Annotated in this window: 17 protein-coding genes and 1 other RNA gene; 11 read left to right on the forward strand and 7 right to left on the reverse strand. The window is 60.4% G+C overall.

The genetic code is table 11. From position 1 onward, the window contains the following. Window positions 1-219: 219 nt before the first annotated feature. The 3 genes from ACR0KL_RS16875 (at window position 220) to ACR0KL_RS16885 (ending at window position 2,098) form a co-directional block, all read left to right on the forward strand. Window positions 220-855 (forward strand): DUF1326 domain-containing protein, encoded by a 636-nt coding sequence (locus tag ACR0KL_RS16875; RefSeq protein WP_170678302.1) that lies wholly within the window; start codon window positions 220-222, stop codon window positions 853-855. A 12-nt stretch (window positions 856-867) separates the two neighbouring features. After that, on the forward strand, window positions 868-1,689 hold the full coding sequence (locus ACR0KL_RS16880) for a DUF2182 domain-containing protein (RefSeq protein WP_480777294.1): 822 nt from the start codon (window positions 868-870) through the stop codon (window positions 1,687-1,689). 76 nt (window positions 1,690-1,765) lie between these two features. Beyond that, a complete protein-coding gene (locus tag ACR0KL_RS16885) occupies window positions 1,766-2,098 on the forward strand; it encodes a GYD domain-containing protein (protein ID WP_170374847.1) in 333 nt (110 codons plus the stop codon). Window positions 2,099-2,107: 9 nt separating this feature from the next. Here the strand turns inward: ACR0KL_RS16885 and rnpB are convergent. The 5 genes from rnpB to gatC all read right to left on the reverse strand — a co-directional run bounded on the left by rnpB (window position 2,108) and on the right by gatC (window position 5,819). Next, window positions 2,108-2,507: RNase P RNA component class A (gene rnpB / locus ACR0KL_RS16890), an RNA gene on the reverse strand. A gap of 126 nt (window positions 2,508-2,633) precedes the next feature. Continuing rightward, complete coding sequence (locus ACR0KL_RS16895; RefSeq protein WP_170678300.1) at window positions 2,634-3,350, reverse strand: N-acetylmuramoyl-L-alanine amidase; 717 nt, start codon at window positions 3,348-3,350, stop codon at window positions 2,634-2,636. After that, complete coding sequence (locus tag ACR0KL_RS16900; RefSeq protein ID WP_170643083.1) at window positions 3,301-4,002, reverse strand: hypothetical protein; 702 nt, start codon at window positions 4,000-4,002, stop codon at window positions 3,301-3,303. The genes ACR0KL_RS16895 and ACR0KL_RS16900 overlap by 50 nt, the downstream gene beginning before the upstream one ends. A 38-nt stretch (window positions 4,003-4,040) precedes the next feature. Then, entirely contained in the window at window positions 4,041-5,528 is a 1,488-nt protein-coding gene (gene gatA / locus ACR0KL_RS16905; RefSeq protein WP_170678299.1) for an Asp-tRNA(Asn)/Glu-tRNA(Gln) amidotransferase subunit GatA, read from the reverse strand. Between the two features lie 3 nt (window positions 5,529-5,531). After that, entirely contained in the window at window positions 5,532-5,819 is a 288-nt protein-coding gene (gene gatC / locus ACR0KL_RS16910; protein WP_170325838.1) for an Asp-tRNA(Asn)/Glu-tRNA(Gln) amidotransferase subunit GatC, read from the reverse strand. Between the two features lie 219 nt (window positions 5,820-6,038). Between gatC and ACR0KL_RS16915 the strand changes: the two genes are divergently transcribed. Further along, a complete protein-coding gene (locus ACR0KL_RS16915; protein ID WP_170374839.1) occupies window positions 6,039-6,197 on the forward strand; it encodes a hypothetical protein in 159 nt (52 codons plus the stop codon). A 146-nt stretch (window positions 6,198-6,343) separates the two neighbouring features. Further along, window positions 6,344-6,907, forward strand: a complete 564-nt coding sequence (locus ACR0KL_RS16920) for a DUF4202 domain-containing protein (protein WP_170678298.1) — start codon at window positions 6,344-6,346, stop codon at window positions 6,905-6,907. Here the strand turns inward: ACR0KL_RS16920 and ACR0KL_RS16925 are convergent. Beyond that, window positions 6,898-7,554, reverse strand: coding sequence for a ceramidase domain-containing protein (locus ACR0KL_RS16925; protein ID WP_170678297.1), 657 nt, complete (start codon window positions 7,552-7,554; stop codon window positions 6,898-6,900). The genes ACR0KL_RS16920 and ACR0KL_RS16925 overlap by 10 nt on opposite strands. A 58-nt stretch (window positions 7,555-7,612) precedes the next feature. Between ACR0KL_RS16925 and ACR0KL_RS16930 the strand changes: the two genes are divergently transcribed. Together ACR0KL_RS16930 and ACR0KL_RS16935 are read left to right on the forward strand one after the other, a co-directional pair. Continuing rightward, window positions 7,613-8,305 carry a metal-dependent hydrolase gene (locus ACR0KL_RS16930; RefSeq protein WP_170678296.1) on the forward strand — a complete coding sequence of 231 codons (693 nt, stop codon included), beginning with the start codon at window positions 7,613-7,615 and terminating at the stop codon, window positions 8,303-8,305. Beyond that, on the forward strand, window positions 8,305-9,471 hold the full coding sequence (locus ACR0KL_RS16935; RefSeq protein ID WP_480777295.1) for a M24 family metallopeptidase: 1,167 nt from the start codon (window positions 8,305-8,307) through the stop codon (window positions 9,469-9,471). The genes ACR0KL_RS16930 and ACR0KL_RS16935 overlap by 1 nt, the downstream gene beginning before the upstream one ends. Here ACR0KL_RS16935 and ACR0KL_RS16940 read toward each other — a convergent pair. Continuing rightward, window positions 9,468-9,920, reverse strand: a complete 453-nt coding sequence (locus ACR0KL_RS16940) for a nucleoside deaminase (RefSeq protein WP_480777296.1) — start codon at window positions 9,918-9,920, stop codon at window positions 9,468-9,470. The two genes, ACR0KL_RS16935 and ACR0KL_RS16940, sit on opposite strands and share 4 nt — an antisense overlap. Window positions 9,921-9,981: 61 nt before the next feature. Between ACR0KL_RS16940 and ACR0KL_RS16945 the strand changes: the two genes are divergently transcribed. The 4 genes from ACR0KL_RS16945 (at window position 9,982) to ACR0KL_RS16960 (ending at window position 14,079) form a co-directional block, all read left to right on the forward strand. Beyond that, a complete protein-coding gene (locus ACR0KL_RS16945; RefSeq protein WP_480777297.1) occupies window positions 9,982-10,797 on the forward strand; it encodes a pseudouridine synthase in 816 nt (271 codons plus the stop codon). A 174-nt stretch (window positions 10,798-10,971) separates the two neighbouring features. Then, on the forward strand, window positions 10,972-11,886 hold the full coding sequence (locus tag ACR0KL_RS16950) for a 5-bromo-4-chloroindolyl phosphate hydrolysis family protein (RefSeq protein ID WP_480777298.1): 915 nt from the start codon (window positions 10,972-10,974) through the stop codon (window positions 11,884-11,886). Between the two features lie 33 nt (window positions 11,887-11,919). After that, window positions 11,920-13,110 carry a toxic anion resistance protein gene (locus ACR0KL_RS16955; protein WP_170374831.1) on the forward strand — a complete coding sequence of 397 codons (1,191 nt, stop codon included), beginning with the start codon at window positions 11,920-11,922 and terminating at the stop codon, window positions 13,108-13,110. 12 nt (window positions 13,111-13,122) lie between these two features. Continuing rightward, on the forward strand, window positions 13,123-14,079 hold the full coding sequence (locus tag ACR0KL_RS16960) for a DUF2927 domain-containing protein (protein WP_480777299.1): 957 nt from the start codon (window positions 13,123-13,125) through the stop codon (window positions 14,077-14,079). Window positions 14,080-14,083 lie beyond the last annotated feature (4 nt).

The following is a 14,083-nucleotide window of genomic DNA, read 5'->3' on the forward strand; positions in this document are numbered from 1 at the left end:
TTTACCCCGTCGCGCGCCCGAGTCAACCGGATTCCGCAAGTGAGGCGCACAAAAGCTGAGTTGCACGCTCGCACCGGATTTGGTGCAATCACGCTTTCGTGATATGGTCGCGCAATTCGAACGACCCAGAAGCCGGCGCCAAGCCCGGCCTTCGAGGCATACATATCAGGCTCGACCCTAATACGGCAGATTACGTTTAAGCGTGTTTGGGGGTTAAACATGACAGAATGGAAACTGCAGGCCGAAGAGCTGGCCAATTGTAACTGCAACTTCGGCTGCCCTTGCCAGTTCAGTGTTCTACCCACCCATGGCAATTGCGAAGCTGTCGTGGTCTTCGATATTGAATCCGGCCACTACGGCGACACAGACCTTGCCGGTGTGCGGGCAGCAGGGGTGTATCACTGGCCTGGCCCGATACATGAAGGCAATGGTCAGATGCAGTTGATCATCGACGAAAGCGCATCTGCCGATCAGCGCGCCGCGTTGCAGGCCATCATGACTGGCGAAGACACCGATGAAATGGCGACTATGTGGTACGTCTTCAGCGCAATGGCGCCCAAGAAACACGAAACTCTGTACGTTCCGATCGAACTGGACTGGAGCCGCGAAGACCGGACCGGCTATGCGAAAGTGACCGGTGTGTTCGATGTGAAAGTCAGACCGATCCCCAATATCGTAACAGGCGATCCGCATCGTGCGGCGTTCCATCTGCCCAACGGGTTCGAATATCGCACCGCCGAGGCGGCCTCGGGCTCGGCCCAGACCACGGGCGCGGCGATCAGCCTGGCCTTTGATGCAACGCACGCGCATCTGGCGCATCTCAACATCTCAGGACACGGGGTTCTGGGCGCTTAGGCAGGATGTCCAATGACTGAATCCCCACCACCGAGCCATTTGGTCGATCGGGTGCTTCGGCATGACCGTGGCGTTGTTCTGGTCTGTGTCGCGCTGATCATTTTGGCGGCATCGTGGTACACGATTGCCGGGGTTGGCATGAACATGACCGCTGTAGACATGACGCGGATGGCCCGCCCAATTGGCAACCCAATGCAGATGGCGACCGATGTGCATTGGACGGCGGCTTATGCCGTGCTGATCTTCCTAATGTGGTGGGTGATGATGATCGCGATGATGACACCCAGCGCCGCCCCTACTGTTCTGCTGTTCATGGCGTTGAAACGGGTAGGGCCGGATAAGGCCAATACGGCGCGGCTAAGCCTGTTTTTTCTGGCCGGTTATCTGGTGGCCTGGGCCTTGTTCAGCGTGCTGGCAACCGGCGCACAACGGCTGTTGGAAGTTGTTGGACTGTCCGATGGCCCGATGATGACCATCCGCTCCCGGACGGCGGCCGGGTGCGTTATGATCGCAGCGGGGCTGTACCAACTGTCTAGCCTCAAAACCGCCTGTCTACGCCATTGCCGCAGCCCGGCGCGTTTTCTGGCCGACCATAACAGACCCTACGCCAATGGCGCATTCCGCACCGGCGCGCTGCACGGAGCCTATTGTCTGGGCTGCTGCTGGGCCCTGATGCTGCTGCTGTTCGTGGGCGGAGTGATGAACCTCTATTGGATCGTCGGCGTCGCCATTTACGTCGCGTTGGAGAAACTGATGCCGCGCGCCATGTGGCTGGTGCCTGCAACCGGTGCGGCGCTGATCATTCTTGGCGTCTGGCTGGTGGCCGTGCCTTAGCGCACGCCTCGGATCGGATTTCAGGCCAAAGGACCGGCCCAATCAAAGGTCCCTCAACTTCAGTCAGGAGGAATCCATGCCTATTTTTATCACCTATGCATCCTATTCCCAAAAAGGCGCTAAGGGGATGGTCGGCAAACCATCCGATCGGACGGACGCCGTAAAAGCGCTATTGAAGAAGGTCGGTGCCAAGCTTTTGGCCTTCTACATTACGACGGGGGATAACGACGTGGTTGTCATCAGCGAAGCACCAGACGAGACGGACGCAGTTGCGGTGGGCATGGCGGTCGCCGCCTCGGGCGCTGTATCCAATATAGAAACCGTAAGGGCTTGGAAAGCCAAAGACTTCGTGGCGGTTCAGAAAAAGGCTGCGAAACTGGTCGGAGCCTATACGCCACCCGGAAACTGACAATAGGATACGCGCGGAGGGCCTGTAAGCCGGATCTTGTTCCGGGGTTGCCCCCTTCGATGACCATTCCTCTAGGCCGCGCATTGCTGCGCGGCTCAAGCTGCCAACCCGGTCCCTCTCGGCCAAGACGCGCTTAGCGGTGGTATCGGCAGACGCCGACCATCCCGCGCGGGGACCCTATTTGGCATTGCTCCCGGTGGGGCTTGCCGTGCCGCCGCTGTTGCCAGCGGCGCGGTGGGCTCTTACCCCACCGTTTCACCCTTACCTCTGACCGAAGTCGCAGGCGGTCTGATTTCTGTGGCGCTTTCCGTCGGGTTACCCCGCCCGGGCGTTACCCGGCACCGTTGTCTTGTGGAGTCCGGACTTTCCTCTCGGGTCTTGCGACCCCAGCGGCCATCCGGCCCTCCGCGCAGAGGGGTGGGTATGCTGTGTTCCCGGTCGCGTCAAGGGTGGATGGGACGGAGGGAGGGGCCAGTCCCTTCTTGGCCTTTGGCTAATTCATCTCAGGGATATTTTTGGCCAGATGAAGAGCGGATCAGGTCGCGCTTGGGGCCAAGCTGAGCGCCTTGATATCGGCTAGGGAGAGCGGACCGGTGCCCCAAGGGCGGTATCGCAAACGTATAGCAGCCAGAAGCGTCTCGTTCGGGACATCGGCGGTGAAACCTGCGGCGCGAGCCAGTTCGCGAAAGTTGTCGCACGAGATGCCTGCCGGGGTAGTTTGGGTTGCACCTGCGGCGGCCAGCCCTTGTCGTTCGAGTCGCTGCCAGTCGAACTTTGCTCCGGGATCGCTTTTTCGGCCAGGGGCCATGTCAGAATGGCCGATCACGCCATTGGGCGGAATCGCCCAGCGCGACATGATCTGAGGCAGGAGGGTTTCCAGTGTTGCCAATTGCAAATTCGAGAAAGGGTGTGCTCCGGTGTTATCCAGTTCGATCCCGATGGAGCGCGAGTTGATGTCGGTCTGACCGTGCCACTCGCCCGCACCGGCGTGCCATGCACGGTCCTCTTCGCGCACCATCTGCCAGAGCATACCGTCAGAACCAATCAGGTAATGCGCCGATACCTCGGCTTGTGGGTCACAGAGGCGCTCCAGCGCAGCCTGCGCGCTATCCATCGCGGTGTAGTGCAGGACAATCAGCGCCGGTGTCAGGCCGTCGCGGCGGGGGCCGAAATTCGGCGAAGGGTGCCAGATCGGCGCAGGCTTAGTTGTTGATGGCACTGCGGAACGGGCTCGGATCCCAGCTGCAGGCATAGCCGTCGCCATCCGGGTCCAGTCCTTTGCGGTCGCGCTGCGGCCCTCCGTTCGACAGGAAAGCGATCTGGGCCTGATCTGGAGAGGGGAATTGTGCGCAATTACGCTGTGCTTTGGCCTGCAGGTTGAACCCCGCGCGACTGTAAAGCTGGGTGCCCACCGGGTTGGATGTGCTGAGTGCGTATTGCACGATGTTGGGCTGCCCGTCGCTGCCACGTTCAGGCACGGCCGTAGGGGCAACCACTTCGTAGGTCTGGCGGTTCTGTTCAATACGGGCGGCGTCAGATTCGATGCTGCGGCGCTCGGACACGGCTCCGAAATCCTGTTCGTCGGAGATACCGGCATTGTTGGGCACGGGATCGACCGTTGGCTGCGCCGATGTGCTGGCCAAAGCCGCCGCCGTCTGATTGGCAATATCGGCATTGGCACCGGTCGCAACGGCTGCGTTCGACGCCGAACCCGGGGCGCCCAGAGCCTGTTCCGAAACATCCACCGGGGCAAGCAGCGGGTTTACGACACTCCCCTGCCCGGACAGTTGCGCCTCACGCTGGGCCTGATACTCGGGCGTGTTGAAATCGGTTCCGCCAATCGGTGTGACCGTATCACAGGCGGCGATCAGCGAGATCGCCGCAATGAGTGGCAAAGAGCGCATGCTGCGCCTCCGTGTCTGATGTCTTTCAGGCCCGAGGCTTACCACCATTTCGACGGTTTTGCCACAAAACCAGCGGCGTTTTCCAACGCATAGGCGGTATTGAGCAGATCGCCTTCTTCCCAGGGCCGACCGATCAGTTGCAGACCCAGTGGCAGCCCTTGTTTATCGAGACCTGCAGGCACTGAAATCCCCGGCAGACCGGCGAGGTTCACAGTCACGGTGAAGACGTCGTTCAAGTACATTTGAACGGGATCGGCCTCGGTCATCTCGCCCAGACCAAAGGATGCGGACGGGGTGGCCGGGGTCAGAATCGCGTCGACACCGGCAGCGAAGACATCCTCGAAGTCTTTCTTGATGAGGGTGCGAACCTTGCGGGCGCGGTTGTAGTAGGCGTCGTAGAAGCCCGCCGACAGCACGTAGGTGCCGACCATCACACGGCGCTGCACCTCGTGGCCAAAGCCTTCGGCGCGGGTTTTCTCGTACATTTCGGTGATGCCGTCACCCTGTGACAGCTGCGCGCGGCGGCCATAACGTACGCCATCATAGCGGGCGAGGTTCGAGGACGCCTCGGCAGGCGCAATCACATAGTAGGCAGGCAGCGCGTATTTGGTATGCGGCAGCGAGATATCGACGATCTCGGCGCCAGCGTCTTTCAGCATCGCGGCGCCATCGGACCAGAGCTTTTCGATCTCGGCAGGCATACCGTCCATGCGGTATTCTTTCGGGATACCGATCTTTTTGCCTTTGATGTCGCCGGTCAGCATCGCCTCAAAATTCGGGACGGCCAGTTCGGCGCTGGTGGAATCCTTGGCGTCATGGCCACACATGGTTTCCAGCATGATCGCCGCGTCGCGTACGTTTTTGGTCATCGGACCGGCCTGATCCAGCGAGGAGGCAAACGCGACGATGCCCCAGCGCGAGCAACGGCCATAAGTCGGCTTGATACCGGTGATACCAACAAAAGCTGCAGGCTGACGGATCGAACCGCCGGTATCGGTGCCGGTCGCGGCCAGACACAAGTCAGCGGCCACAGCAGACGCCGAACCACCCGACGAACCGCCCGGTGTCAGCTGCGCGTCGTCATTGCCGCGCCGCCACGGGCTGACCGCATTGCCGTAGACGGAGGTTTCGTTGGACGAGCCCATGGCGAATTCGTCCATGTTCAGCTTGCCCAGCATGACCGCTCCGGCATCGGCCAGTTGCTGAGACACGGTGGATTCGTATTCGGGCTTGAAGCCTTCCAGAATTTTGGATGCCGCCTGCGAGGGCACGCCCTTGGTGCAGAACAGATCCTTGATGCCGATCGGCAGACCACACATCGACGGCGCGTCGCCGCCCTTGATCCGCTCATCCGCAGCCTTGGCGCGCTCCAGCGCGATCTCGGGCGTTTTGTGGACAAAAGCGTTCAGCGCGTCGGCGGCATCAATGGCCTTCAGGCAGGATTCGGTCAGTTCAACCGAGGTCACGTCACCCTTGCGCAGCGCATCGCGGGCCTCGGCCAGGCCCAGTTTGTTCAGATCGCTCATGTCTTACTCCACCACTTTGGGGACTGCGAAAAAGCCTTCGCGGGCGTCGGGGGCGTTGGCCAGAACCTTGTCCTGCTGGTTTCCGTCGGTGACGACATCCTCACGACGTTTCAGGCGCATCGGCTCGACCGAGACCATCGGCTCGACGCCTTCGACATCCACTTCGTTCAGTTGCTCGATGAACCCAAGGATGGTGTTGAACTCGGACGCCAGCGCGGGCAGCGCGTCATCCTCGACCTTGATCCGGGCCAGTTTGGCCACCTTGGCGGCGGTGCTTTGGTCAATCGACATCGGAAAACCTCATATGCGTTAGGGGGCATTTACCCGTCCGGGGTCCGGGTCGCAAGAGCGCGATAAGGTCTGCCCTGGCATCATCTGACATGGCCTCTTTTCCATTTTGCATACCTCCCATGCAAAAAAGTAAACCGTTTAGTTCATTTTTACCCTTGAAAAACTGAACTGAACTGTTCATTTCTATTCCACGGCACAGCCAAAACCCGGAGTAAAGACATGAAACCCTTCCTGATTGCATTTGTATTGGCCACCACTGTTTTAGCGTCGCAGGCACAGGCTTTTGGCCCGACAATGAATACCCTGACACCTGATCTGACCTTCCCCACACCTGCCCCCGAGGTTGTCAGCCAGGATCAGGTCAAGACGAACAAGTGATAGACCCCCTGCCCCGGGTCGGGCGATTAATGCCCGGCCCGGTTGGCTACAATTGACTACTGCTCTTTTCGGCGCGACCCGCTACGGTAGGCCGAGTGATGCGCCGAACCGTAAGGTTGGTTCGGCAAGAACCAACGGAGCAGAAGATGAGCGCGCGCAAGCAAGCCGTTCTGGACGCGATTGATGCGGCCAACAGGCAAGACCCCAACATCGAAGACGGCCAACCGGTCGAGCTGATCTATGGCCAGCGCATGAGCGCCGAGATGGACAGGCTGTTCCCTGACGCCTCGGACATGTTGCAGATTGCCGCCCGTGGGCAGCATGTTGAACGCTGGAAGCTGGCGCGCAGTGAATATCCCGAAGGTCGTGCCGGATATCTGGCCTGGCGCAAGGCGCAGGGTGTCCATCACGCTGAGGTTGTCATGGGCCTGATGCAGCAGGCCGGATACGACGCGGATGACATCGACGCGACCGGTCGCATGCTACGCAAGCTAGGCATCAAGCGCGATGATGAGGTTCAGGCGCTTGAGGATGTCATCTGCTTTGTGTTCCTGAAATGGTATTTCGCGCCTTTCGCCGCAAAACACTCGGCCGAGAAGATTCAGAGCATTGTCGAAAAGACAGCCCGGAAGATGTCAGCCGAAGGCCGCGCGCGGGTTTTGAAGGAGTTCGATCTGCCCGACAACCTGGCTGCTGCGTTTCAGGACTGAGATGCGCGGATCATGTGCCTGCGATAGACCTCGATCATCCAGCCCAGCATGGTTGCGTTCAGGATGTGCCACATGAAATGCGTGCCCAGCGGGAGCTGCATACATAGTGGTTCATCCAACGCGCGGAAGGTGATCGAGGCGATCAGGATAAACGCACCAATCGCTAACCCTCGGGCCGTTTCCAGCGTGCGATTGCGCAGCAGAAACGCATAGATCAGAATCAGCAGCGGCACCGGAGCGTATGCGGCGGAGCCCCCTAACCCCGGAACCAGTTGAAACAGCGGCAGGGTCGCGGCGGCATAGGGAATGAAAAGCGCGGTCATCATCGCGGCGGGCAGAGGACGCATCCGCCAGACGTCCCGATTGATCGCAAAGATATAGATCAGAATATACAGAAGGATCGGCGCGACATCGGCCAACGCTGCCCAGACCTGCGCGTGGGTGTGAAACAGATAGCTGCCGATCCCGATCGCGGCGAGAATCACAACCAGCAGCATCGCCAGAGGCATCCCCTGCCCGCGCACCCTGCGCCACATGATGAAAGCCGCGATCAGAAACGCAGCGTTGGTCACCGCGTTGATCGGCTCGGCCCAATAGGCGGGGGTAAGGCGTTCGCAATACCCATCAATTTCCTGAAACCAATCCATGAACTTTTACATAACGGATGCTAGTGTGATGCCAATAGGCATCGCAGGAGGATTTCTCATGAACATCATTTGGTTGGGCCACGGAAGCTTTCGCATTGAAACCGAAGGTCAGGTGCTGCTGGTCGACCCTTGGCTGACCGGCAACCCGTCACTGCCCGAGGATCAGCATGATGCAGCCGTCGAAGGTGCCACGCATATCCTTCTGACCCACACGCATTTCGACCATGTCGTCGACATCCTGCCTTTGGCCAAACACCTGAAGGTGCCGGTGGTCGGTCAGTACGACCTCATGGGTTATTGGGCCGAGGCCGAAGGGATCGAGACCATCGGCTTCAACAAAGGCGGAACTGTCAATCTGAACGGCATCAAAGTCACGATGGTACCTGCCTCGCACAGCTCGACCTTTTCGACGCCGGACGGGCTGCGCACCGGTGGCAGTGAGGTCGGATTCATGATCGCAGCCGAGGGGCGCATGCTCTATGTCTCGGGCGACACCGATGTCATGGCGGATATGGATTGGATGGGGGACTACTACAAACCCGACATCGGCATTTTGTCGGCGGGCGGACATTTCACCATGGATATGAAAGCCACCGCCTATGCCGCCAAACGGTATTTCAATTTCAAAACGGTGATTCCCTGCCACTACAAAACCTTCCCCATACTTGAGCAATCCGCGCAGACACTGATCGACGGTCTGCCAGGTGTGGACGTGATCGAACCTGAAGTCATGAAAGCGATCTCTCTCTGATGCCTGCGTCAGATTTCAGCGCGCAGGAATACGCGGACCGTCTGAGCAAGACCCGCGCGGCGATGAACGCGCGCGGGATTGAGACTCTGCTGGTCACCGACCCATCCAACATGGCCTGGCTTACCGGGTATGACGGCTGGAGCTTCTACGTCCCGCAGATGGTGATCTTGCCTGCACACGGGGCGCCTCTGTGGTGGGGGCGCACGCAGGACAAGGCCGGCGCCGCGCAGACCACCTGGCTGGACGCGGCGGATTTGCTGGATTGGCCGGAAGAACACGTTCAGCATCCCGACCACCATCCGGTCGACGCTTTGGTTCTCGCGCTGCGCGACCGGGACTGGACCCGAGGGCTGGGTGTCGAGTTGGACAATTACTACTACTCCGCCGCCAGCCACCGCATTCTTGAGCGCGCCTTCGGTGAAATGATCGACGCGACGAGTCTGGTGAACTGGCAGCGTGCGGTCAAAAGCGACGCTGAGATCGACATGATGCGCAAGGCGGGCCAATTGACGGCGCATATGCATGGGGTGCTGCGCGAGGCATTTCGCGAAGACCTGCCCAAGAACCAACTGGTCGCCCAAGTGCAGGCCGCAGGCATCGCAGGCCTGCCCGGTTTGGCGGGCGACTACCCGGCGATTGTGCCAATTGCTCCTTCAGGGCGCGAGGCCTCGGCCTCACATATCACCTGGAATGACAGGCCTTTGGCGCGCGGAGAGGCCACCTATTTTGAGATCTCCGGCTGCTACCGGCGCTATCACTGCCCCGCCAGTCGCAGCCTGTTTCTGGGCGATCCACCGGATGACATCCGCCGGGCCGAAGCGGCGGTTCTGACGGCGATTGAGGCCACTCTGGCAGCCGCCCGCCCCGGCACAACATGCGAGGAAATCGCCAACTGCGTCTATGACAGTTTCGCCCGCGCCGGATATGAAAAAGCCAACCGCACCGGCTATCCCATCGGCCTCAGCTACCCGCCCGACTGGGGAGAACGCACGATGAGTCTACGCCCCGGCGACACCACGGTACTGCAGGAAAACATGACGTTTCACCTGATGCCGGGGCTGTGGACTCCAGACTGGGGGCTGGCGATAACCGAAAGCTTTGTGGTGACGCCGGAGGGCGGCCAACCGCTGGCCGATATCCCGCGTGAGATGGTGGTTAAACCCTAGTCACGTTGGCTCGCGAAAAAGCACCTGAGCAGGTCGGCCGCCTCCTCGGCGGCGATGCCATCGTAGACCTCCGGCTTGTGATGGGCCTGCGGGTGCGCAAAAACCCGTGCGCCATGGGCGACACCGCCTGATTTCGGGTCGGATGCCCCATAGTAGATGCGGCGGATGCGTGCTGCGGCCAAAGCCGCTGCGCACATCGCGCAAGGCTCCAACGTCACATAGAGGTCATGACCGGGCAGCCGTTCCGAGCCTGCCTCGGCGCAGGCGGCACGTAGAGCCAGTATCTCGGCATGAGCGGTCGGGTCGTTCAGCTCTCGCGTGCGATTCCCGGCAGAGGCTACAACCCGGCCATCAGGCGCGACGATCACCGCGCCGACGGGAACCTCCCCCCGTTCAGCGGCCGCGCGGGCCTCGGCCAGTGCCTTGTCCATATGTGATTTGAACACCATGCCTCTGACTGCCTCAGAAACCTGCCTTTCGCAAGCGGGCGGGATGGGGTATGGCCCTGCCATGAGCAACACCCCTCCTCCCGGCGACCGGATCGCCAAAGTCCTGGCCCGTGCTGGCGTTGCCTCGCGGCGCGAGGCTGAGCGCATGATCGAAGCAGGCCGCGTCAGTGTGAACGGCAAGGCTATCAAAAGCCCTGCCCTGAACGTGACCGGCAAAGACAGGATCACCGTCGACGGCAAACCGGTGTCGGAACCCGAACCCTCACGCCTGTGGCTGTATCACAAGCCGACCGGTCTGGTGACCACGACCAAGGACGAAAAAGGCCGCGCGACGATCTTTGACGAACTGCCCGAAGGCATGCCTCGGGTGATGTCCGTTGGCCGGTTGGACCTGAATTCAGAAGGGCTGTTGCTGCTGACCAATGATGGCGGCATCAAACGTAAGCTGGAGCTTCCCTCAACCGGTTGGCTACGTAAATACCGCGTGCGGGTGAATGGACGCCCCAAGGACGAAGACTTCGTTCCCCTGCGCAAGGGTCTGGTGATCGAGGGTGAAAGGTTTCAGCCCATGACCGTCTCGCTGGATCGTCAGCAGGGTGCAAATGCCTGGCTGACCATCGGCCTGCGCGAAGGCAAAAACCGCGAGATCCGCCGCGCGATCGAGGATATCGGCTTTACCGTGAACCGCCTGCTGCGTGTGTCTTACGGGCCGTTCCAACTGGGCGACCTGAAACCGGGTGAGGTTGAAGAGGTCCGCCGCCGCGTGATGCGCGACCAGCTGGGTCTGGATGGGGATGAAAAGCCCGAAGGAACAGCGAAACGCGCGACCCGACCGCAGCGAAAGCGCCCTCCGATCGGCAAGAAACCCCGCAAGTGATGCGGGTTTGACAACCTTCCCCCTAGCGCCAAGCCCTCGTATCCCCTAAATTTTCTGTGAGTGCTGCTATTTGGGGGGCTGAATGTCCGGGAGCGGAGTGCAAAAACTGGCCTATGCGGCCCTTCTGGTGCTGCTGTTTGGCGTCTGCACTGGCCTGCTTGGGGGTCTGTAGCCATGGCCAAACGGTTCGGTGGTAAATACAGCCCTCAGGGTGAGGACTCGCCAGACAGCCCGCTGCCGCGTGGCCAGTTTGACAATGCTCGGGTTGAACCTGCAGGCGCGCGGGCGAATATCCTGTTCATTCCCGCCATCCCTCTGGTCTTTTTGTCGCTGAATGATGGCGCCATTGGCATGACCATGGGTCTTGTCGCCGCTGGCCTGCTGACCGCCGCTGCGTTTTTGCTGCGCGAAGGGTTACGGGCCGAGGCCGCTTACAACGCCCGCAAAACCGCGCGTCGCCCAGCCTTCCCTCGTAAGATCTTTGCCAGCGTTCTGACCGGGTTGGGGGCTGCGCTCGCGTCCTACCGTACCGAGTTTCTGGACGCCGAGACCGCATCACAAGCAAGCCTTGTAGCCCCGATCCTGTTTGGCGCCGCCGCCGCGACCCTGCATTCCGTGTCCTTCGGCCTGGACCCCATGAAAAACAAGGGGATGGAGGGCGTAGACACGTTCCAGCAAGACCGGGTCGCCCGCGTTGTCGATGATGCCGAAAAGCATCTGGCCGAGATGACGGATGCGATCAAACGGGCCGGAGATCGACGGATCGAGGCACGTGTTGAACGATTTCAGGACACTGCCCGCGATCTGTTCCGTACGGTCGAAGAAGATCCACGTGATTTGGCGGGCGCACGGAAGTATCTGACCGTCTATCTGCAGGGCGCACGTGATGCGACGGTCAAGTTCGCGGATGTCTACGCCCGCACCCGCGATGGGCAGGCCTTGGCAGACTACTCCGCCCTATTGGATGATCTGGAACAAAATTTCGCCGCGCGTACGCGCAAAATGCTATTGGATGACCGTAGTGATTTAACGGTCGAAATCGACGTGCTGCGTGAAAGACTGCAGCGCGAAGGCGTCCGGCTGGACTGACCGGCCCTTCTTATTTGAGCGAGGAACTCCCCTATGTCCGACGAGATCAAGAACAAAGCGGTTGAGGCCGAAACACTGGTACAAGAGGTCACCGCGGTGGCCCTGCCCGAACCGCAGGCCGAGGTCGTCTCGCTTGAAGAGGCCGACGAACCCGTTAGCGCCGAGATCCGCAAGCGGATGGATGAGATCGACATGGGCAACACCAATTCGATCGTCGCCTTCGGCTCGTCCGCGCAGGCCGAATTGCAAGAGATCAGCCAAGCCATGCTGGCAGATGTGCGCAACAAGGATGTTGGCCCTGCAGGCGACAGCCTACGCAACATTGTCACCACGATCCGGGGGTTCTCGGTCAGTGAGCTGGACGTGCGCCGCGAACGCAGTTGGTGGGAGAAACTGCTGGGCCGTGCGGCCCCCTTCGCCAAGTTCACGGCCCAGTACGAAGAGGTTCAGGGCCAAATCGACCGCATCACAGACGATTTGCTGTCTCATGAACATACGCTGCTGAAAGACATCAAATCGCTGGACCTGCTCTATGAAAAAACGCTGGGGTTCTACGACGAATTGGCGCTCTATATCGCTGCGGGCGAGGAAAAGCTGACCGAGCTGGATAGCCACGACATCCCCGAGAAAGAGGCCGAGGTTCAGGCAGCGCCCGAAGACCAGCAGGTCATGAAAGCGCAGGAGCTGCGCGATATGCGCGCCGCGCGCGACGATCTGGAACGCCGGGTGCATGACCTGAAACTGACACGTCAGGTGACGATGCAGTCACTGCCCTCGATCCGGTTGGTGCAAGAGAACGACAAATCTCTGGTGACGAAGATCAACTCGACCTTGGTCAACACGGTTCCGCTGTGGGAAACCCAGCTGGCGCAGGCCGTCACTATCCAGCGCAGCGCCGAAGCCGCCGCTGCAGTGCGCGACGCCAATGATCTGACCAACGAACTGCTGACCTCGAACGCGGCCAACCTACGCGAGTCGAACAAGATGATCCGCGAAGAGATGGAGCGTGGCGTGTTCGACATCGAAGCCGTCAAACAGGCCAACGCGGACCTGATCGGCACGATCAATGAAAGCCTGGCGATCGCGGACGAAGGCAAAGCCAAACGTGCAGCCGCCGAGCAAGAGCTTCAGAAGATGGAGGCCGAATTGCGCGACACGCTGGCCGCCGCCAAGGCACGGCGTGACGGGACCGGCGACAATGCCGGAACGGCTGTTCCGGGATAAGGTGGGCTGGGCGTGCGGCCTTTGACCTGTCTCAAAACGGGCCTTGGTGTTCTGGGGCTTCTAGCGCTTGCGGGGTGCGATGAGGCGCTGACCTCTTCGGTCGTTCCTCAGGTGCGACCTTCGGCCCCGCCGACTGCGGCCAACGCCTATGTGCCACCTTCTGCCGCCAGTCAGGACCTCGCGCGGTTCTATCAACGGATCGAACGGGACCTGCTGACCCGCGGCCTGCTGCGCACCGATGGGGGCGGACCAGACACCCCTTATGACGCCGACGACCTGAGCCGGAACTTTGAGGCCATCGCCTTCTACAGCGAATATCCTGATCACACTGTCTCGCTCGGGTCGCGGCAGACGGATGGGCAACTCAGCCGCTGGTCGGGACCCGTTCGCATCCAGACCGAGTTCGGGCCCTCGGTCCTGCCCGCAACTCGCACTAGTGACGCGGATCAGGTGCAGTCCTATGCCGCAAGGCTGGCCAAACTGACTGGCCATCCGATTTTGACCGTTAGTCGCAAAGCCAATTTCCACGTGTTTTTCGCCGGCAAGGATGACAGCGCTTATGTTGTCACGCGCCTCAAGGAACTGGTGCCCAACATCAGTCAAGCCTCTCTTGATTTAGTCGCCAACCCGCGCGCGAGTTTCGACTGTTTTGTGTTTGCTTCGGCAACCCGCAACGATCCGAACAAATACGTGCGCGCGGTGACACTGATCCGCTCGGAACTGCCCGATCTGGTGCGGCGCAGCTGCATTCACGAAGAGATTGCACAAGGGTTGGGCCTGTCCAATGACAGCCCCGCCGCGCGGCCTTCGATATTCAACGATGATGACGAGTTTGCTTTGCTGACAAGTCATGATGAAAAACTACTAACAATGCTCTATGATCCGCGTCTTTCGCCCGGAGTGACGGTCGATCAGGCCCGCCCCGTGGTGCGGATCATTGCACGCGAATTGATGGGGCAGCCGCTTTGACCCC

The organism is Ruegeria sp. C8, from assembly GCF_056537565.1.